This window comes from Dactylosporangium sp. NPDC049140 (assembly GCF_040648435.1).
Genome location: NZ_JBEZDS010000013.1, coordinates 138,407 through 157,714, shown reverse-complemented (window position 1 = coordinate 157,714; position 19,308 = coordinate 138,407). Strand labels below are relative to the sequence as shown.

Genomic DNA, 19,308 nt, shown 5'->3' with positions numbered 1-19,308 from the left:
GTACAACTGGCTGTTGTGGCGCGCCGCCGGCCGCGTTGTTTGCCTGCCCAGTGCCGATTCTGCTGTGATCCCCGGCGTGGCGAGGCGGAGTCTGGGTGCGCGGTTCGGGTGGTTGTGGGCGGCGTACGCGGTAAGCGCGTACGGCTCCGGGCTGGGCTTCGGCGCCCTGCCACTCATCGCGGTCCTCGCGCTGCACGCCGGCCCGGGGCAGGTGGCCGCGCTGTCGGCGATGGGCCCCGCGGTCGGGGCGCTGATCGCGCTGCCGCTCGGGCCGTGGGTGGAGTTCCGCCGCAAGCGGCCGGTGATGATCGCCATGGACGTGGCCCGGTTCGCGGCGATGATGACCGTGCCGATCGCGTACGCCCTCGGCCGGCTGAGCTTCGCGCAGCTCCTGACGGTCTCGGCTTTCGTCGCGGCGGCCAAGATCGCCTTCGGCGCGGCGAGCGGCGCCTACCTCAAGACGGTGGTGCGGCCCGAGGACCTCCTCGTGGCCAACGCGCGGTTCGAGTCCACGAACTGGAGCTCCATCGCGGTCGGGCCCCCGCTCGGCGGCGCCGCGGTCGGGCTGTTCGGGCCGGTCACCAGCATCGTGGCCGACGCGCTGAGCTACCTGCTGTCCGCGCTCGGCATCGCGGCGATCCGCGACCGCGAGGAGCCCCCGGTGCGCGCCGCCCGCCGGACGGGCCTCGGCGAGCTCCTCGACGGTTGGCGGTACCTGCTGAGCCACCCCGGCCTGCGCGCGCTCTACGCGAACCAGCTGCTCGTGGGCGGGCTGATCATGGCCACCGAGCCGCTGCTGGCCGTGCTCCTGCTCCGGCAGCTCGGGTTCGCGCCGTGGCAGTACGGCCTCGCCTTCGCCGCCCCCTGCCTCGGCGGCCTGGTGGGCTCGCGCCTCGCGCCGCGGGTCGTGGCGCGGTACGGCCGCCGGCGGGTCGTGCGCGTGGTCGGTACCCTGCGCGCGGTCTGGCTGGTCGGGCTCGCGTTCGTCGGGCCCGGGCCGGCCGGGCTGGCCACGGTGATCGCGGTCGAGCTCGCGATCATCGTGAGCATGAGCCTGTACAACCCGGTCCTGGCCACGTACCGGCTCGAGGAGATCCCGAAGGAGCGGGCCGCCCGCACCCTGTCGGCCTGGTCGATCGGCAGCAGCGCCGCGATCGCGCTGCTGACCGCGCTCGGCGGTGTGCTGGCCGACGTCACCGGCCCCCGCACGGCGATCGCGGTCGTCGGCCTGCTGGTCCTCGGCACGCCGCTGCTGCTGCCGAAGCTGCAGGATCAGAGCCGGCCGGTGTGCTTGAGCGCGAGGTAGTGGTCGGTCAGGCGGGAGGCGAACTCGTCGGCCGGGGCGTCCACGACCTCGACCCCGTGCCGGCGCAGCGCCGCGGCCACCCGGTCGCGCTCGGCCAGCGCGCGCTGGGCGGCGGCCGCGGCGTACACGTCGGACGGGGTCGCGTCGGGCGTCACGTGGGCCATGCGGGTCAGCTCCGGGTCGTGCACCGCGGCGACGATCAGCTTGTGCCGGGCGGCCAGCTGGGGCAGCACCGGCAGCAGGCCCTCGCCGAGCGCGCCGGGCTCCAGCGCGGTGAACAGCACGACCAGGGCCCGCTTGCGCTCACGGCGCAGCACCTCGCCCGCGACCAGGCCGAAGTCGGTCTCGACCAGGGCCGGCTCGAGCGGGGCCATGGTGGTGACCAGCCGGAACAGCAGCGTGCGCTTGTCGACGTTGGTGACCGAGGCGCGCACGGCGGTGTCCACGGCGAGCAGGTCGACGCGGTCGTCGGCGCGGGCGGCGACCGAGGCGAGCAGCAGCGCGGCGTCCATGGCCGCGTCGAGGCGGGGCTCGTCGCCGATGCGGGCGGCGGAGGTGCGGCCGGTGTCGAGCACGCACACCAGGCGCCGGTCGCGCTCGGGCCGCCAGGTGCGCACCACGATGTCGGAGCGGCGGGCGCTGCCGCGCCAGTCGATCGAGCGCACGTCGTCGCCGACCACGTACTCGCGCAGCGTGTCGAACTCGGTGCCCTGGCCGCGGCCCCGGGTCACCACGGAGCCGTCCAGCACGCGCAGGCGGGAGAGCTTCTCGGGCAGCAGGCGGCGGCTGTGGAAGCGCGGGTACACCCGCAGCCGCCACGACGGCGTGAGCCGGTCCGCGGCCCGCCGGCTCGTCTGGCGGTACATCAGCCCGAACGGCCCGACCGAGCGCACCAGCACCCGCACGGCCGGCCGGTCGCCGCGCCGCGTCGGGGTGAGCGTGGTGGTCACGCCGACCGTGCGGCCCGGCTCGATCCGCACGTCGTGCATCGTGGGCGTGGCGCCGGCGGAGGGCACCCACGCGTCGCGCACCCGCCCGGTCAGCACCCGGTTGGAGCGGTTCTGCAGCAGCAGGGTCACCCGGCCGGTCTCGCCGAGCCACAGCGACTGGTCGCCGGTGCGGCTCGCCCGCAGCAGCTTCGGCGAGGCGGCGTTGAGCCAGTCCACGACGCACGCGGCGGCGACGGCGAGCACCAGCAGCCCGGCCGCGACCCACAGCCAGGGCGCCGAGATCGAGCCGCCCACGATGGCCCCGGCGAGCGCGATGACGACCGCCCCGCCGCCGAGCAGCGCCGCCGCCCGCCAGGTGATCATCGCGGGGTCGGGACGGTGGCCAGCACCGACTCGAGCACGTTGTCGGTGGTGACGCCCTCGAGCTCGGCCTCGGCCCGCAGGCGCACCCGGTGCCGCAGCGTCGGGCGGGCCAGGGCCTTGACGTCGTCCGGGGTCACGTAGTCGCGCCCGGTCAGCCAGGCCCACGCCTTGGACGCGGCCAGCAGCGCCGTCGCCCCGCGCGGGGACGCGCCCAGCTCCAGCGACGGCGAGACCCGGGTCGCCCGGCACAGATCGACGATGTACGCCAGCACGCCGTCGGCCACCGAGACCCGCTGCACCGCGGCGCGCCCGAGGGCCAGGTCGGTCGCGGTGGCCACGGCCTGCACCCCGGCCTCGCGCAGCCGGCGCGGGTCGAAGCCCTGGTGGTGCGCGCGCAGCACGCCCATCTCCTCGTCGCGCGTGGGCAGCGGGACCGTGAGCTTGACCAGGAACCGGTCCAGCTGGGCCTCCGGCAGCGGATACGTCCCCTCGTACTCGATCGGGTTCTGCGTCGCGGCGACCAGGAACGGGTCGGGCAGCGGCCGCGCGATGCCCTCGACCGACACCTGCCGCTCCTCCATGACCTCCAGCAGCGAGGCCTGGGTCTTCGGCGGGGTCCGGTTGATCTCGTCGGCGAGCAGCAGGTTGGTGAAGACCGGCCCCTCGCGGAACTGGAACTCCGCGCTGCGGGCGTCGAAGATCAGCGACCCGGTGACGTCGCCGGGCATCAGGTCGGGGGTGAACTGCACCCGCTTGGCGTCGAGGTCGAGGGCGGCCGCGATGGTGCGGATGAGCAGCGTCTTGGCGACGCCGGGCACCCCCTCCAGCAGCACGTGGCCGCGGGCCAGCAGCGCGATGACCATGCCGGTCACGACCGCGTCCTGCCCGACGACGACCTTGCCCACCTCGGCGCGCAGGCGCCCGAGCGCGGCCCGGGCCTGCTGCGCGCCGGCCTCGGGCGAGCCTTCGATCAGCGGGGTGGCGATGTCGGTCACCGTGGCTCTCCTTCGAATGGGGCGGCCGGGGCCGGCTGCGCTCCGGGTTGTTCGGTCGTGACGGCGTTGACGAGCTGCTCGAGGCTCACGGCCGCGGCGACCAGCTCGTCGTCGGTGTCGGGCGGGCGCCCGAACAGCGTGTGCTCGACCGCGGGCGGCGGCCATCCGCTGCTGGCCGCGACCGCCTCGATGAGCACCGGCCGTTCGACGTCGGGGTCGAGGCGCAGCAGCCGGGTCAGCCGGACCACGGCCGCGTCGCGCAGCACCTGCAGCGACTCCCCGCGGGCCTTCGCGCGCTGGTAGAGCCGGCCCCGGCCGATCGCGGTCTCGCTGGAGCGCACGACCACCGGCAGCGGCTCGACCACTGGCGCGCCGAGGCGGCGGGCCATCGCCACCGCGAGCGCGACGACGCCCAGCACGGCCAGGGCGGTCGCGACGTACGTCCACGGCGGGAACGCGCTCCAGAGCGGGTTGGGCGGGTCGTCCGGCGGCCGGGGTTCATCGTTCTTGCCGTTGCCCGGCTGCGGCGCGTTGGGGGTGGCGCCCCGGCCCGCCTGGGGGAAGTCGGTGTCGCGCGGGTCGCCGGGGTTGGACGGGTCGACCGGGCGCAGCGACGGCGGCGCGCCCGGGGCGCCCGCGAGGCCGGGGTCGTCGGTGATCCCGGGCGGGGGCTCGCGCCGGTGCAGGTCGAGCCAGATGAGCCGCGGCGCGCCGGTGAGCAGCCCGGTGGCCAGCTTCGCGTTGCCGTGCTCGCCGATGCGGTCGTTGCGGAACGGGTCGGTCGAGCCCACGACGGTGACGTTGACGCCCGCCCGCTGGTACACCACGAGCGAGTCGTCGTAGCAGCGCGCGACCTCGCGGCCGAGGTCCGGGTCGAGGGGGCCGTAGCGGGTGCGCACCACCGCCGCCGTCCCGGCCTGGGCCGCGGGCGCGTAGTCGCAGCCGGGCGCGGCGGTCTTCGCGATGTAGTTGCGGGCCGTGCCCTGCATCGGCAGCAGCCCCTCGGCGATGGTGGCGGAGCCGGGCTCGACGATCACCACCCGGGTGGTGGCGGGCAGCACCTTGAGCATGCGCAGGTAGTACTTGTGCATCAGCTGCGGCGTGGTGATCAGCAGCGTGGCGTTGCCGCCGTAGGCCGCGACGAGCGCGTCGGAGCTCTTGTGCTCGGTGACGATGTCGACGCCGGCCTGGCGCACCCGGCCGGCGAGGTCGGCGGCCCCGATGCCGTCCCGGCTGCTGGGCGACAGGAAGGCCTCGTCGTCGGCGTTCGGCTCGCCCCACTGGTACACCAGCGTGCCCACGAGCATCAGCAGGAGCACGGCCGCGGGCGGCAGCACCAGCCGCAGCCACCGCCGGTTGCGCGCCTTCCGGGGCTTCGCGGACGGTGCGGGCGGCACCGTCGCCGTGGGCGTCGTCGTCGCTGTCGTCATCGGCCGACCTCCGCGGCGAGCTCCCGCATGCGGCCGTCGTGCTCGGCGGTGGCGGGGCGCTCGCCGTACCAGATGTCGGAGAAGATCCCGGAGGCGCTGCTCATCGGCGCCGCGACGGCCGGCCGGGCCGCCCCCGCCGCGCGGGCCAGCTCGGTGACGGTCATTCCGGGCTGGTGCTCGATGACGTGGCGCTCGACGAGCCCGCGGACCATCGCCCGGAGCCGTTCGCGGACCGCCTCGGCGTAGCGGCCCTCGGCGGCGAGCCGGTCGGCCAGCGACGCGAAGACGTGGGCCGGCAGCTCCGGCACCGCCTCGCCGGCGGACGGCTCGGCCTCCGGCTCGTCGTCCGGGCCGAGGTCGACGTCGAGCTGCTGCTGTTGCTCCTTGCCCTTGCGCTGGCGGCCCAGGCGCAGGCGCGGGAAACGCTTCGGGATCCAGCGGGGGTAGAAGTAGTACAGCAGGCCGGAGGCGAGCGCGGCCACGAGCAGCAGCACCGCCGCCAGGGGCACGCCGATCCAGTCGTCGACGGCCTGCAGGAAGGTCGCCCAGCCCCTGGTCATCGCACCGCCGCCCCGAGGATGACGGAGCCCGCCAGGTCGATCGGGCGGTTCAGGCGCCGCAGCCGGCCGATGGCCACGTCGAGGCCCTCGACCCGCATCCGGACCTCGATGTAGAGCACCGCGTCGATGCAGGCGAGCGCCGCGTAGGCCACCGTGTCGACGATCGTCCAGACGGCGATCATGGCGATCGCGTAGCCCGTCCCGTAGGGCCGCAGCCAGATCTCCAGCAGCGCCGCGCCGCCGAGGCCGAGCGCCAGGCGGATGGCCGCCCAGCTGATGTACCCCCCGACGCGGATGAACACGCCCCGCAGCCCGCGCCCGGCGAGCTTGAACGAGCGGCCGATGGCCCGGAACGGCCCGATGCGGTCCACCACCAGGGCGGGCGGGGCCAGCCCGAGCAGCCCGAAGAGCAGGGGCCAGGGCAGCATCAGCACGAGCGAGGTGGCGAAGATCAGGGCGGCGGTCAGCGCCGCGATCACGAGCAGCGGCAGCGCGCGGCGCAGCACCTGGCGCAGCAGGTCGCGCCCGCGGACCTTGCGGCCGAGCAGGCCCGGGCCGGCCGCGGCGCCCGCGAACCCGCCGAGCAGGCTCAGCACGCCGGCCTCCAGCGCCATGGAGACGCAGAACACCAGCCAGGACTGGGCCGGATAGTCGTCGAGGACGAGCCAGTAGGCGGGCGGCCGCATGTGGGCCCACTCGCGCAGCGGATACAGCAACACCTGCTGGACCGCGGCGAGCACGAACGCGGCGCCGAGGAGCAGCGGAGCCTGAGCGCGCAGCAGCGACACGGCGGCGTCGAGCAGCTCACCGAAGGTGAGTGGACGCATCGGTATCACGGCCCGGGTCTCCTCCACGCCGGACACCGTAGTCGGCTCATGCGACTTCGGGAGGCCTGATCACTCACGGTTACTTGATCGACACTATCGGACGCGAAAAATCCATGATCGGCGGTCGGGTTCCCAAACTCGGGCGCCGAGGTGAAATATTGGGTCGCATGAGAGCCCGCGTCCTGGTGGTCGACGACGACCCCGCCCTCGCCGAGATGCTCGGCATCGTCCTGCGCAGCGAGGGCTTCCTACCATCATTCGTCGCCGACGGTGAGCGCGCTCTCGCCGCGTTCCGGGACACCCGCCCCGACATCGTGCTGCTCGACCTGATGCTGCCCGGCATGAGCGGGATCGACGTGTGCCGGTCCATCCGCGCCGAGTCGGGCGTGCCGATCGTGATGCTCACCGCCAAGAGCGACACGGTCGACGTGGTGCTGGGCCTGGAGTCGGGGGCCGACGACTACGTCATGAAGCCGTTCAAGCCCAAGGAGCTCGTCGCCCGCATGCGCGCACGGCTGCGCCGGGGCGAGGACGTGGCGCCGGAGCTGCTGACCATAGGGCCTCCGGGCAACCAGATCACCATCGACGTGCCCGCGCACACCGTGATGCGCGACGGCGAGGAGGTCAAGCTGACCCCGCTCGAGTTCGACCTGCTGGTCGCGCTCGCGCGCAAGCCGCGCCAGGTGTTCACCCGCGAGGTGCTGCTCGAGCAGGTCTGGGGCTACCGCCACGCGGCCGACACGCGCCTGGTCAACGTCCACGTGCAGCGGCTGCGGGCCAAGATCGAGCCCGATCCCGAGAAGCCGGAGATCATCCTGACCGTGCGCGGCGTCGGCTACAAGGCCGGGACCGGTTAGGCCGTCCGTGGTGCGCATCGACCCGATCATCGTGCGGGCGCGCCGCCTGCGACCCAGGCGGCTGGTCCCGCAGGCCGTGAGCCGCCGCCTGCGCCGGCTCTGGGCCGTCGCCCGCCGGCAGTGGCGCCGCTCGCTGCAGTTCCGGGTCGTCGGCATCACCCTGCTGCTCTCCGCCTCGCTCGTGCTGGCCTTCAGCTACACGGTCGCCTCGCTCATCAGCAACAGCGTGCTGAACGGCAAGCTCGAACAGTCCAAGAACATGATCGACAACGGCGCCGGCTACGCGATGCGCGAGCTCGCCGGCTTCACCCAGCCCGACGACCCCAGCCTGCCGCCGAGCCTGCGCAACGTGGTCACCCAGCTCTACGGCTCGATCAACAACCAGCAGGCCGAGGTCGTCATGCTGCGCCACAACAGCGGCGACCTCAACGCGTCGTGGCCGCCGACCCGCAACCCCGCCGTCATGGACGACCCGCAGGTCCGCGGCTTGCGGGCGCTCGTGGTCGGGCCGAAGGGCGGCACCTACCAGCAGATCGCGACGCTGGACATCGGCGACGGCCCGCAGAAATACCTCGTGATGGGCACCCCGGTAGCGGTCGGCTCGGAGCCGATCGAGCTGTACTACGTAATCCCGCTGAAGACCGAAGACGAGCTTGTCCGGTTCACCGCCGCCGTGGTGACCGGCACCGGCATCGCGCTCGTCGCCCTGCTCGCGCTCATCGCGGCCATGATGACCCGCCTGGTCGTCACCCCCGTGCGGGTCGCCGCGCGCACCGCCCAGCGGCTCTCGGCCGGCCTGCTCGACCAGCGCATGGTTGTGCGCGGGGAGGACGATCTGGCGCGGCTCGCCGCCGCCTTCAACCAGATGGCGGCCAACCTCCAGCGCCAGATCGTGCGGCTGGAGGAGATGTCGCGGCTGCAGCGGCGGTTCACCTCCGACGTGTCACACGAGCTGCGCACGCCGCTGACGACCGTGCGGATGGCGGCCGACCTGCTCTTCGCCTCCCGCGACGAGTTCGAGCCGGCCGCGGCGCGCAGCGCCGAGCTGCTCCAGGCCGAGCTCGACCGGTTCGAGGGCCTGCTCACCGACCTGCTGGAGATCAGCCGGTTCGACGCCGGGTTCGCCGCGCTCGACGCCGAGCCCACCGACCTGGTCCCCGTCGTGCGGCGCGTCGCCGAGCAGCTCGGCTCGCTCGCCGAGCGGTGCCAGGTGGAGCTGAAGGTCGTCGTGCCCGAGGGCGAGGTGATCGCCGAGGTCGACCCGCGCCGGGTCGAGCGCGTGCTGCGCAACCTCGTCGGCAACGCCGTCGAGCACGGCGAGCGCAAGCCGGTCGTGGTCACCCTCGCCGCCGACGGCTCGGCGGTCGCGGTGACGGTCCGCGACCATGGCGTCGGGCTCAAACCGGGGGAGGAGAAGCTGGTGTTCAACCGGTTCTGGCGTGCCGACCCGTCGCGCGCCCGGCAGACGGGCGGCACCGGCCTCGGCCTGTCGATCAGCCTGGAAGACGCACGGCTGCACGGCGGCTGGCTGGAGGCCTGGGGCGCGACCGGCAAGGGGGCGCAGTTCCGCCTGACCCTGCCGGCGCAGAGCGGCGACCGGCTGGTGTCCTCGCCGCTGCGGCTCGTGCCGGACGACGCCCGCGCCGACGAGGCCGCCCTGATCGGCGAGACGCCATGACCGGCGTTGCGCTGCGGCGCCTGCTGGCGGTGGTCGCGACGGCGTCGGTGCTCGCCGGCCTCGGCGCGTGCGGCCTGCCCTCGCAGACCGACCCCAAGCTCGCGGGGCCGGCCCAGAGCCCGGCCGCGGCGCAGGGCGGGCAGAAGTCGCCGCCGGAGCCGGTCGACGGGCTCAGCACCGAGCAGCTCGTCGAGTCGTTCCTGCAGGCGTCGGTCGGGGCCAACCTGGGCGGCGAGGGGGCTGAGCCGGACGCCAACAAGGTGGCGCTGGACCGGATGCGGCACTACATAACCCCGTCGCGGGCCGCTAGCTGGAAGCCGGCCAAGGCGGACGCGGGCGTGGTGGTCGTGCGCGACCCGAAGATCCAGCTCGAAGGCGCCGGCGCCGGGCGGGACTCCGTCCGGCTGGCGCTCGACCCGCTGGGCATCCTGAACGCGAACGGCATGGTCAGCCGGTGGACGAGCGGGCCGCTGCCGGACGCCGTGTTCACCACGGTGCTCGTCGGCGGCCAGCGTCGCCTCGAGGACGTGCCGTCCGACTACGTGTTCATCACCGAGTCGGGGCTGCGGAACTGGTACACGCAGCAGCCCATCTACTTCTGGAGCGCCGGGCCGGACAACCCGCGGCTGGTGCCGGACCTGCGGTACATGCCCAGCACGCTCTCGCGGGCCAAGCAGGTGACCGAGACCCTGCGGTGGCTGCCGAACGGGCCCTCGCCGCTGGTGGCGACCGTGGTGCAGAGGTTGTCCACCTCGATCGAGGTGAAGGACAACCCGGTCCTCGAGGACGCCGACGTCAAGGTCAACCTCAGCGGCAAGGCGGCCGGGCAGAGCAAGGACGACCTCGACCGGCTGGCGCGGCAGATCCGCTGGTCGCTGCCGGACCACAAGCCGGTGAAGCTGACCATCGAGAACCAGGACAACGGGGCGGACTCGGAGGGCTACCTCGACGACAACGCCGCCGTCGAGGCGTCGCAGGTGGACCAGACGCCGCGCTACCTTGTCGTCAACGAGGCCGTGCGCAGCCAGGTCGTGGGCCCGACCACGCCCGAGAACCCGCTGTTCGCGCCGGGCGGGCGCAACCAGCAGGTGGTGTCCGCGGCCATCAACCGGCAGGGCACCCGGGCCGCGCTGGTGTGCAAGGTGACCACGCAGGGCCGCACCGAGCAGCGGCTCTTCGTCTTCGCGCCGGACCAGTCGGTCGGGGCGGGGCCGAAATACGCCGACACCAACGTCTCCGGGGCCCGGCTGAGCCGGCCGGCGTACATCACCTACCCGGTTCGGCGGCTGATGGTCGCCGACGGCAGCCGGCTCTGGGTGAGCCGGACCGAGGACGGCAAGGACTTCGACGCGGTCGAGCTCAGCGCGCCCTTGAGCGTGGCGATCACGGCGTTCGCGGTGGCGCCCGAGGGCCGGCGGATCGCGTTCGTCTCGGGCCGGGCGCTCATGGTCGCGCCGCTGGCGTTCGACCGGGATGCCAACAAGTTCAGCATCGGCACGCCCGTGCAGGTGACCACGTCGCTGGGCGACAACCAGGCGGTCGGCTGGCTCACGGAGACCTCCCTCGTGGTGGGCGGCAAGCCGACGCCCAGGTCCGTGCACCCCATCAGCTCCACCAACGACGGGCCGAAGTACAACCTCGTGGCCGTGACCATCGACAGCGCCCAGGAGGAGCCCCTGCCGCCCGTCTCCCGCCAGGGGGACGCGGTGTGGGACGTGACCGAGCTGGTGGTCCGGGTCAACCGGCCCGGCTTCCCGCTGGACTACCCGGTCCTCTACGAGGCGAACCAGGTGGCCACGCGGCTCTACTCCAACAGCAGCGACGCGATGACGGCCACGACCGAGGCCTCGCCCTCGAGCACGGGCGTCATCGGGACCGCCCCGTTCATCGCGGACTGACCCGATGCCGGACAGCGCCTGGCGCGGCCTGCTCGACTCGCTTGTCGACCTCGTGCTGCCGGCCGCCTGTGCCGGGTGCGACGAGCCGTCCGCGCGGGCGCTGTGCGAGCGGTGCCGGACGGCGATGGAGCGCGCCCGGCCGCGGCGCACCACACCCGACCCGGCGCCGGCGGATCTGCCCGCGACCTACGCGCTGGCGGCGTACGCGGGCTCGGTGCGGCGGGCGATCGTGCAGTACAAGGAGGAGAACCGCCACGAGCTGACCGGCTGCCTCGGCGGGCTCCTCGGCCGCGTGGTGGACCGGGCCGCCGCCGGGGCGCCGGTGGTGCTGGTGCCCGTCCCCGCGACCGCCGCGGCCGTGCGGCGCCGCCATGGCGACCACGTGCTGCGGCTGGCCCGGGTGGCGGCGCGGGGCCGGCCCGGGGCCGTGATCGCGCGGCCGCTGGCGGCCCGGCCGCGGCGCGACGACTCGGCGGAGCTCACGGCGGCCCAGCGGGCCGCGGCGGCCCGGCACGCGTTCGCCCTGCGGCCGGGGCGGGCGGCGGCGCTGCGGGCCCGGGTGAACCGCGACGGGGCCGCGGTCGTACTCGTGGATGACATCCTCACCACCGGGGCGACCCTCGCCGCGGCGGCACGGGGGCTCGCGGAGGCGGGACTCCGGGCCGACGGGGCCGCCGTCATCGCCGCCACCCAGCGAACGCGGATGGGCGCTACGCAACGTCAGCGATGGAACACGAAATAAGCCCGATTTGTACGGAAAGTTACTTGGCGCGCAGCGTGGGGTAGTCCCGGGGGTGGGTTTCGGCAAGCGAAGGCGCAGTTCTTCTGAACCGGGGGTGACTAGCGGCTGTCAGCGGTTTAACGTCGAGAGACGACCAATGCTCGCCACGGCGGCGCTCCCGGCGCGCCACGGCGGGGAGGCCGCGAAGGGAGGACCTGACACCCGCTGTTTCGGTCGTGTACCGCGTGGGGCTCAGCCTCTGGGGAGGCGCTGTTCCGGCCGAGTCTCGAAACCGAAACCCGAACCCGTTTCTTTGGAAGAACCCGTGGGGGAGGTCAGGAGTGGACATCGTCGTCAAGGGCCGCAACGTCGAGGTGCCCGACCACTACCGGCAGCACGTCGCCGACAAGCTGCAGAAGATCGAGCGCTACGACCACAAGCTCATCCGCGTCGACGTCGAGTTGTTTCACGAGCGCAATCCGCGCCAATCCGATCACTGCCAGCGCGTCGAGATCACGTGCTACTCACGTGGTCCGGTGATCCGGGCCGAGGCCTGCGCCGCCGACTTCTACAGCGCCCTGGACACCGCGATCGGCAAGCTGGACAGCCGGCTGAGCCGCGCCGCCGACCGCCGCAGAGTTCATCGGGGCCGGCACGCGCCGGTCTCCGTGGCCGAGGCGACCGCGTCGCTCGCATTCACGCCGCCCGAGCGGTACAACGCCGGCGCGATCGCGACGATGACCGAGACGGCCCAGGCCGGACGCGGCGAGGGCTTCGATCTCATCGAGGACGCCGACGACCAGCCGTGGCACATCGTGCGCGAGAAGGAACACCCCGGTGAGCCGATGACCGTGGACGACGCGCTGTTCCACATGGAACTGCTCGGCCACGACTTCTATCTGTTCAACGACAAGGAATCCGGGCGTCCCAGCGTCGTCTACCGCCGCCGGGCGTACGACTACGGCGTCATGAGCCTCGGGGTGTAGGACAGCGGACCGTGCCTCGGTGGGCGCCCGGTGCCTGGGCACCCACCGAAGCCGGACCTACCGCACGAACAGGTCGCGGGCCAGTACGGCCGTGTCCGGGTAGTCGGCGAAGACGCCGTCGAGGCCCGCGGCCAGGAAGACCCTGACCTCCTCGAGGATGTTGCCCCACGCGTTGGGGTCCTCGCCGGTGCGCAGGTTCAGCGGCAGGAACTGGTTCTCGTTGCGGAACGTCCACGCGTGGACCTTCAGCCCGCGCACGTGCGCGTCGGCGATCAGCGGCGTGGGCTGCAACAGGTTGCCGGCCGCGTCCCGGGCGACAACCAGGTTCTTGGTCGCGCCGACGCCGTCGGTGAACGCCTTGAGGTAGTCCAGGCCGGCGGGCTTGGCGAGGTCGGCCCAGGTGCGCGGGTCGCCGCTGGTCCGGAAGTCGAACGGCTGCCCGGCCGCGTCGAGCAGCACGACCGACGGGGTGTCGACGAGACCGCGCAGCTTCTTGATGCTGGTCGGCTCGAAGGACTGCAGGAACACGGCCGCGTTGCGCCCGGCCAGGCCGTTGCGCTTGAGGACCCGGGCGACCAGCGGCTCCAGGGCCAGGCCGATCGAGTTGAAGTACGTGGGGTGCTTCGTCTCGGGGTACACCCCGATCGTGCGCCCGACCCGGCGGCCCTCCTCGCGGGCGAGGTCGATGACCTCCTGGAAGGTCGGCACCTGGAACAGGCCGTTGTAGATGGTGTTGTGCGTGCGCACCGAGGCCAGCCGCTCGACCGCGCGCAGGGTCTTGAGCTCGGCGAGCGTGAAGTCCTCGGTGAACCAGCCCGTCACCGCGACGCCGTCGACCGTCTTGGTGGTCTTGCGCGAGGCGAACTGCGGCCTGGTCGAGACGTCGGTGGTGCCGCCGATCTCGTTCTCGTGGCGGGCCACGAGCTGGCCGTCCTTGGTCGGCACGAGGTCGGGCTCGATGAAGTCCGCGCCCAGGTCGATGGCGAGGCGGTAGGACGCCAGCGTGTGCTCGGGGCGGTGCCCGCTGGCCCCGCGGTGGCCGATCACGAGCGGGCGGGCCGGGCGGTGGTGGTCCCGGTCGGCCCGGATGTCGGCCGAGGTGTCGGAGGCGTAGGCGGGGCTGATGAGGGCGGCGGGCAGCACGGCCGCACCGGCGGCGGCGCCCACCCCGGAAATCACTGCACGTCGACGCATGGACCTTACGAAAGAGGTCCGATGGCAACGTCACATGACGATCAGGTGGCCGCCGGGCGCACCTTGGCGAACGCGACGTTGTCGATGCGCTCGCCGCCCGGCCCGGGCAGCCGCTGGAGCTGCACCGCCTCGCGGTGGTAGCCGGCCGCCTCCAGGACCCGCTGGGAGGCGACGTTGTCCGGGGCGGTGCCCGCGACCATCCGCGCCATGCCGATCTCGAAGCCCCAGCCGGTCACCAGACGGGCGGCCCGGGTGGCGTACCCATGCCCGCGCGCCTCCGGCACGAGGCTGTACCCGATCATCGCCTCGCGCAGCACGGGCTCGAAATAGAACAGCGCGATCTCGCCGAGGTACGTCCCGTCGTCGGACCGGCGGATCGTCATCTCGGCGCGCTGCCCGGCCAGCCACCGCGAGCCGGACTCGGCGCACTGGCGCGCGACGACGGCCGGGTCCATGGGCGTGGCCACGACGGATCGGCCGCTCACTTCGGGCAGGATCCGCATGTTGTACGTCGGGGTGGCGTCGCCGGGGCCGATGGGCCGCAGGGTCACCACGCCGTCGGTGAGCCGGCCCCCGGGCAGATCGGGCAGCGCCCGCGGGCTCGGTCCGGGCGGGTCGCCGGCGAGCCGTGCCCAGACCACCATGTCGTACCGCGAGCCGTCCGGCCGCTTGCCCGCCCCGCGCGCCACGCCCTCGCGCACGTAGCCGGCCGCCGCCGCGACCCGCTGACTGGCGATGTTCTCCGCCTCGATCTCGAGGTACAACCGCTGGAAACGCTCTTCGAACAGCTCCGTGCCGAGCCGCTCGAGCGCGGTCGAGGCGACGCCGCGGCCACGGGCCTCGGGGGCGACCCAGTAGCCGACCGAGGCGACGCCGTGCCCGCGCGGCACGAAGCCGGCGCAGCCGAGCACCTCGCCGGAGTTCCCGTCGACGACCGCGCGCTCGTTGACGCCCCGCTCGATGAAGTCCAGGGCGTCCGCTTCGGTGTAGGGGGCCGGGAGCAGCGGGAGGTACCGCCGCGTCGTGGGGTCGTTGCAGGCGGCGGCGATGGCCGCGGCGTCCCCGGTGCGCCACGAGCGCAGGAGGATGTTCACGCGAGGTCCCCCGGCAGCAGGGTCGCCATCCAGCCGTCCACGCGCTCGCCGCGCTGGACGCAGCTTTCGCGCTGCACGCCCTCCACGAGGAACCCCACCTTCTCCGCCACCCGGCGGGACGCGTTGTTGCCCACGTGGGCGCGCCACACGATACGACCCAGGGCGAGGCGCTCGAAACCGTAGGCGCAGGCCGCCCGCACCGCTTCCGTGGTGTACCCCTTCCCGCGCGCCCAGGGCGCCGCCGAGTACCCGACCTCGGCGGTTACCGGGTCGAGCACGCTGATGCGCAGGTCGACGGTGCCGGCGAAGCGGTCGTCGCGGTCGGCGAAGGCGAACCCGGCGCCGGTGCCGCGCAGCCACATCGCGGGGTACGCGTGGCGGATGAAGTCGCGGCCCTGCTCGGGGCGGTAGTTCAGCGGGATCGAGGTCCACTGCACGGTGCCCGGGTCGCGGAAGGTGGCCACGACGTCGTCGAGGTCGCTCTCGCGCAGGGCCCGCAGCGTGCACGCCCCGGCCGGCAGGCGCTCGGGCGGGTGGCTGAATGCATGGGCCCGCCGCGCGCCCGGGCCGCCGGGCGCCACCCAGGCCGGGGGCGTGTCGCAGACCTCGCCGGGCAGCAGGACGCCCTGCCAGCCGTCGGCGAAGCCGCCGCCGCGCACGGGCAGCCCGGCGCGCACGACCCCGTCGAAGGTGAACCCGATCCGCTCGGCGGTCAGCCGGGAGGCGTGGTTGCCGACCTCGGCGCGCCAGGTCAGCCGGCGCAGCCGCAGCACCTCGAACGCCCAGTGCGCCACCGCCCGCCCGGCCCGCTCGGCGACCCGCCGGCCCCGCGCCCACGGCGCCACCCAGGTGCCGACCTCCGCGGCGCCGCCCGCCCGGTCCAGCGCGACCAGGCCCGACGAGCCGAGCAGGTCACCCGTGCGGGCGTCGAAGACCCCCAGCGGCGCCGAGGTCTGGGCCGCCCACGCCGCCCGGGTGACCGCCCCGGTGAAGTCCGCGGCGTGCTCGGGCCGGTAGGGGACGGGTACGAGGGTCCAGCGCTGGATGAGCGGGTCCTGGCACGCGCGGAACACGTCCTCGGCGTCCTCGGGCTGCCAGGCGCGCAGGACGAGCCCGTCGCCGGTGGCGAGTTCGATCGGGTCCATGGACGCCGATCCTGCCGTATCGGTCGAGGCCCTGAGGCGGATATTTCCGCGGTACCTCGGGTGATTCGTCCGTATTTAGGCCACCGTGTCCGAAGAGTAGCCGGGCGGGGGCGGCAGGTCGCCGGGAAAGCCGCCTACGATGGGTCGCAGACGTTTGAGGGAGCGCTGACCCGTGTCGATTTTCGAGAAGATCCTTCGCGCCGGCGAGGGCCGGATGCTACGCAAGTTGAAGGCCGTCGCCGACGCCGTCAACTCGCTGGAGGACGAGTATGCCGACCTGACCGACGAAGAGCTCGCCGGCATGACCGAACAGTTCAAGGAGCGGCTCGCCGACGGTCAGACGCTGGACGACATCCTGCCGGAGGCGTTCGCGGTCGCGCGCGAGGCGGCCTCCCGGGTGCTCGGCCAGCGCCACTACGACGTGCAGATCATGGGCGGCGCGGCCCTGCACTACGGCAACATCGCCGAGATGAAGACCGGTGAGGGCAAGACCCTGACCTGTGTCCTCCCGGCATACCTCAACGCGCTGTCCGGCAAGGGCGTCCACGTCGTCACGACCAACGACTACCTCGCCCAGCGCGACGCCGAGTGGATGGGGCGCGTCCACCGCTTCCTCGGCCTCAGCGTCGGCACGGTGCTGCCGAACCAGCCCTCCAGTGCGCACAAGGCCGCCTACGAGTGCGACATCACCTACGGCACGAACAACGAGTTCGGCTTCGACTACCTGCGCGACAACATGGCGTGGTCGCGCGACGAGCTCGTGCAGCGGGGCCACAACTTCGCCATCGTCGACGAGGTCGACTCGATCCTCATCGACGAGGCCCGCACCCCGCTGATCATCGCCGGCCCGGCCGAGCAGTCCGCCCGCTGGTATCAGGAGTTCGCCCGCGTGGTGAACCGCCTCAAGCGGGGCAAGGAGGGCGAGGCCGACTACGACGTCGACGAGTCGAAGCGGACCATCTCCGTCACCGAGGGCGGCGTCACAAAGGTCGAGGACCAGCTGGGCATCGACAACCTGTACGAGTCGGTGAACACGCCCCTGGTCGGATACCTCAACAACGCGATCAAGGCCAAGGAGCTCTACAAGCGCGACAAGGACTACGTCGTCAACGAGGGCGAGGTCCTCATCGTCGACGAGTTCACCGGCCGCATCCTGCACGGCCGGCGCTACAACGAGGGCATGCACCAGGCCATCGAGGCCAAAGAGGGCGTCGAGATCAAGCAGGAGAACCAGACCCTCGCCTCGATCACGCTGCAGAACTTCTTCCGGCTCTACGGCAAGCTCTCCGGCATGACCGGTACGGCGCAGACCGAGGCCGCCGAGTTCAACAAGGTCTACAGCGTGGGCGTCGTCTCCATCCCGACGCACCGCTCGATGATCCGCCTCGACCACCCCGACGTGATCTACAAGACGGAGAAGGCCAAGTACAACGCCGTCGTCGAGGACATCGTCGAGCGCCACAGCCTCGGCCAGCCGATCCTCGTCGGCACCGTCTCCGTCGAGAAGTCCGAGCTGCTCTCCCAGCTGCTGCGCCGCAAGGGCGTCCCGCACGCCGTGCTCAACGCGAAGTTCCACGCCAAAGAGGCGGAGATCATCGCGCAGGCCGGCCGCAAGGGCGCGGTGACGGTCGCGACGAACATGGCCGGCCGTGGCACCGACATCCTGCTCGGCGGCAACGCGGAGTACCTCGCCAACGCCGAGCTGCGCCAGCGCGGGGTCACGGAGGAGGAGACGCCGGAGGAGTACGAGAAGGCGTTCACCGAGATCCTGCCCGAGTTCGAGAAGCTGGTCGAGGAGGAGTCGGACGAGGTCACCGACGTCGGCGGCCTCTACGTGCTCGGCACCGAGCGGCACGAGTCGCGCCGCATCGACAACCAGCTCCGCGGCCGCTCCGGCCGGCAGGGCGACCCGGGCGAGTCGCGCTTCTACCTCTCGCTGCAGGACGAGCTCATGCGCCGCTTCCGCGCCAGCGCGGTCGAGGCGGTCATGGACCGGTTCAACATCCCCGAGGACGTCCCGATCGAGTCGAAGATGGTCACGCGCCAGATCAAGAGCGCACAGACCCAGATCGAGGCGCAGAACGCGGAGATCCGCAAGAACGTCCTCAAGTACGACGAGGTCCTCAACAAGCAGCGCAAGGTCATCTACGCCGAGCGCAAGCGCGTCCTCGACGGCGAAGACCTCAGCGACCAGGTCCGCCGCATGGTCGACGACGTCGTCGGCGCCTACGTCGTCGGCGCCACCTCCCTCGGCGAGACCGCCGAGGACTGGGACCTCGAGCAGCTGTGGACCAGCCTCAAGCAGCTGTACCCGGTCGGCGTCACGATCGAGGACCTCGAGGAGGAGGCGGGCGGCCAGCTCGACCCCGAGTTCCTGCGCGTCCAGCTCATCGAGGACGCCCACGCCGCGTACGACCGCCGCGAGGAGGAGCTCGGCGCCGAGGCCGTCCGCGAGCTGGAGCGCCAGGTGCTGCTCAACGTCATCGACCGCAAGTGGCGCGAGCACCTCTACGAGATGGACTACCTGCAGGAGGGCATCACCCTGCGGGCCTACGCGCAGCGCGACCCCGTGGTCGAGTACCAGCGCGAGGGCTTCGACATGTTCCAGCAGATGCAGGAAGGCATCAAGGAAGAGGCGATCGGCTTCCTGTTCAACCTCGAGGTCCACGTCGAGGAGGCGGTCGAGGAGACCGCCGCCCCCGACGCCGAGGCCCTGTCCGTGCCCCTCCCGGAGTCGCACGTCGAGATCCGCGCGAAGGGCCTCGGTGGCAACCGCGCTCCGCGGGCCCTGCAGTACTCCGCCCCCGCCATCGACGGCGCCGCCGGCGAGGCCGGGGTGGTCATCGAGCAGGAGCAGGCCCCGGCCCTCGGCCTCGGCGCCAACGGCGCAACGGCGGGCCAGCGCCCGTCGCCGACCACGCGCCGCTCGGGCCCTCCAGCCCCGAACGCGGGCGCGCGCAAGCCGTCCCCGGGCCAGGCCGCGGCGAGCAACGGCCCGTCGCGCAACGCCCCGTGCCCGTGCGGCTCGGGCAAGAAGTACAAGCGCTGCCACGGCGCCCCGGGCGGCCCGGCCTGACCGGCGCTGCCTTTTGAAGTAAGCGGGCGTCCCCCTGTGGAGGGGGACGCCCGCTGTTTTCGTTCCCGGCCCTGCCGCCACCCGGCTCGCGGCCGTTCGCGCGCGCCGGTCGGTCGCTGCTGGCGTCGGCTGTCCGTTTTCGTTCCGTTCGCCGTCTCTGCTGGCGTCGGCTGTCCGTTTCGTTTTCGTGTTCGTGTTCGCGCCGGTCGGGACGCTGTGGGTGTCGGC

Annotated in this window: 15 protein-coding genes; 7 read left to right on the top strand and 8 right to left on the bottom strand. The window is 73.0% G+C overall.

Features of this window, described 5'->3' with window-relative positions; genetic code table 11:
- Nucleotides 1–76: 76 nt before the first annotated feature.
- The gene (locus AB0B76_RS22870) at nucleotides 77–1,306 is read left to right on the top strand and encodes an MFS transporter (RefSeq protein ID WP_360378404.1); all 1,230 of its coding nucleotides are present in this window, start codon (nucleotides 77–79) and stop codon (nucleotides 1,304–1,306) included.
- Here AB0B76_RS22870 and AB0B76_RS22865 read toward each other — a convergent pair.
- Genes AB0B76_RS22865 through AB0B76_RS22845 form a run of 5 tightly spaced genes read right to left on the bottom strand, consistent with a single transcriptional unit; the run spans nucleotide 1,273 to nucleotide 6,458 of the window.
- On the bottom strand, nucleotides 1,273–2,619 hold the full coding sequence (locus AB0B76_RS22865; RefSeq protein ID WP_360378402.1) for a DUF58 domain-containing protein: 1,347 nt from the start codon (nucleotides 2,617–2,619) through the stop codon (nucleotides 1,273–1,275). The genes AB0B76_RS22870 and AB0B76_RS22865 overlap by 34 nt on opposite strands.
- Complete coding sequence (locus AB0B76_RS22860; protein WP_360378399.1) at nucleotides 2,616–3,614, bottom strand: MoxR family ATPase; 999 nt, start codon at nucleotides 3,612–3,614, stop codon at nucleotides 2,616–2,618. The genes AB0B76_RS22865 and AB0B76_RS22860 overlap by 4 nt, the downstream gene beginning before the upstream one ends.
- Complete coding sequence (locus AB0B76_RS22855; RefSeq protein ID WP_360378397.1) at nucleotides 3,611–5,044, bottom strand: DUF4350 domain-containing protein; 1,434 nt, start codon at nucleotides 5,042–5,044, stop codon at nucleotides 3,611–3,613. The genes AB0B76_RS22860 and AB0B76_RS22855 overlap by 4 nt, the downstream gene beginning before the upstream one ends.
- Nucleotides 5,041–5,604 carry a DUF4129 domain-containing protein gene (locus AB0B76_RS22850; protein ID WP_360378394.1) on the bottom strand — a complete coding sequence of 188 codons (564 nt, stop codon included), beginning with the start codon at nucleotides 5,602–5,604 and terminating at the stop codon, nucleotides 5,041–5,043. The genes AB0B76_RS22855 and AB0B76_RS22850 overlap by 4 nt, the downstream gene beginning before the upstream one ends.
- Nucleotides 5,601–6,458, bottom strand: a complete 858-nt coding sequence (locus AB0B76_RS22845; RefSeq protein WP_360378392.1) for a hypothetical protein — start codon at nucleotides 6,456–6,458, stop codon at nucleotides 5,601–5,603. The genes AB0B76_RS22850 and AB0B76_RS22845 overlap by 4 nt, the downstream gene beginning before the upstream one ends.
- Before the next feature lie 140 nt (nucleotides 6,459–6,598).
- Here AB0B76_RS22845 and mtrA point away from each other — a divergent pair, with 140 nt between their 5' ends.
- The 5 genes from mtrA (at nucleotide 6,599) to raiA (ending at nucleotide 12,571) form a co-directional block, all read left to right on the top strand.
- Nucleotides 6,599–7,288, top strand: a complete 690-nt coding sequence (mtrA, locus tag AB0B76_RS22840) for an MtrAB system response regulator MtrA (RefSeq protein WP_223098678.1) — start codon at nucleotides 6,599–6,601, stop codon at nucleotides 7,286–7,288.
- Nucleotides 7,289–7,364: 76 nt separating this feature from the next.
- Nucleotides 7,365–8,966: an MtrAB system histidine kinase MtrB gene (gene mtrB / locus AB0B76_RS22835; RefSeq protein WP_360378582.1), complete on the top strand. Its 1,602-nt coding sequence runs from the start codon at nucleotides 7,365–7,367 to the stop codon at nucleotides 8,964–8,966.
- Nucleotides 8,963–10,864 carry an LpqB family beta-propeller domain-containing protein gene (locus AB0B76_RS22830; protein ID WP_360378388.1) on the top strand — a complete coding sequence of 634 codons (1,902 nt, stop codon included), beginning with the start codon at nucleotides 8,963–8,965 and terminating at the stop codon, nucleotides 10,862–10,864. Before mtrB ends, AB0B76_RS22830 begins: the two co-directional genes overlap by 4 nt.
- 4 nt (nucleotides 10,865–10,868) lie before the next feature.
- On the top strand, nucleotides 10,869–11,606 hold the full coding sequence (locus AB0B76_RS22825) for a phosphoribosyltransferase family protein (protein WP_360378385.1): 738 nt from the start codon (nucleotides 10,869–10,871) through the stop codon (nucleotides 11,604–11,606).
- A 320-nt stretch (nucleotides 11,607–11,926) separates the two neighbouring features.
- A complete protein-coding gene (gene raiA, locus AB0B76_RS22820) occupies nucleotides 11,927–12,571 on the top strand; it encodes a ribosome-associated translation inhibitor RaiA (RefSeq protein WP_360378382.1) in 645 nt (214 codons plus the stop codon).
- Between the two features lie 57 nt (nucleotides 12,572–12,628).
- On the opposite strand, the gene AB0B76_RS22815 is transcribed toward raiA, so the two are convergent.
- From AB0B76_RS22815 to AB0B76_RS22805, 3 genes are read right to left on the bottom strand one after another with little or no spacing between them, the layout of a single operon-like run.
- Nucleotides 12,629–13,765, bottom strand: a complete 1,137-nt coding sequence (locus tag AB0B76_RS22815) for a glycerophosphodiester phosphodiesterase (RefSeq protein ID WP_360378379.1) — start codon at nucleotides 13,763–13,765, stop codon at nucleotides 12,629–12,631.
- A gap of 41 nt (nucleotides 13,766–13,806) precedes the next feature.
- Nucleotides 13,807–14,859: a GNAT family N-acetyltransferase gene (locus tag AB0B76_RS22810; protein WP_360378376.1), complete on the bottom strand. Its 1,053-nt coding sequence runs from the start codon at nucleotides 14,857–14,859 to the stop codon at nucleotides 13,807–13,809.
- Nucleotides 14,856–16,004 (bottom strand): GNAT family N-acetyltransferase, encoded by a 1,149-nt coding sequence (locus tag AB0B76_RS22805; RefSeq protein ID WP_360378373.1) that lies wholly within the window; start codon nucleotides 16,002–16,004, stop codon nucleotides 14,856–14,858. Before AB0B76_RS22805 ends, AB0B76_RS22810 begins: the two co-directional genes overlap by 4 nt.
- Nucleotides 16,005–16,176: 172 nt before the next feature.
- Between AB0B76_RS22805 and secA the strand changes: the two genes are divergently transcribed.
- The gene (gene secA / locus AB0B76_RS22800; protein WP_360378371.1) at nucleotides 16,177–19,080 is read left to right on the top strand and encodes a preprotein translocase subunit SecA; all 2,904 of its coding nucleotides are present in this window, start codon (nucleotides 16,177–16,179) and stop codon (nucleotides 19,078–19,080) included.
- Nucleotides 19,081–19,308 lie beyond the last annotated feature (228 nt).

Coding starts and splice junctions, on each gene's coding strand:
- AB0B76_RS22825 (WP_360378385.1), top strand. CDS start 10,869: ATGCCGGACAGCGCCTGGCGCGGCCTGCTCGACTCGCTTGTCGACCTC.
- AB0B76_RS22805 (WP_360378373.1), bottom strand. CDS start 16,004: ATGGACCCGATCGAACTCGCCACCGGCGACGGGCTCGTCCTGCGCGCC.
- AB0B76_RS22830 (WP_360378388.1), top strand. CDS start 8,963: ATGACCGGCGTTGCGCTGCGGCGCCTGCTGGCGGTGGTCGCGACGGCG.
- AB0B76_RS22855 (WP_360378397.1), bottom strand. CDS start 5,044: ATGACGACAGCGACGACGACGCCCACGGCGACGGTGCCGCCCGCACCG.
- AB0B76_RS22815 (WP_360378379.1), bottom strand. CDS start 13,765: ATGCGTCGACGTGCAGTGATTTCCGGGGTGGGCGCCGCCGCCGGTGCG.
- AB0B76_RS22865 (WP_360378402.1), bottom strand. CDS start 2,619: ATGATCACCTGGCGGGCGGCGGCGCTGCTCGGCGGCGGGGCGGTCGTC.
- AB0B76_RS22850 (WP_360378394.1), bottom strand. CDS start 5,604: ATGACCAGGGGCTGGGCGACCTTCCTGCAGGCCGTCGACGACTGGATC.
- mtrA (WP_223098678.1), top strand. CDS start 6,599: ATGAGAGCCCGCGTCCTGGTGGTCGACGACGACCCCGCCCTCGCCGAG.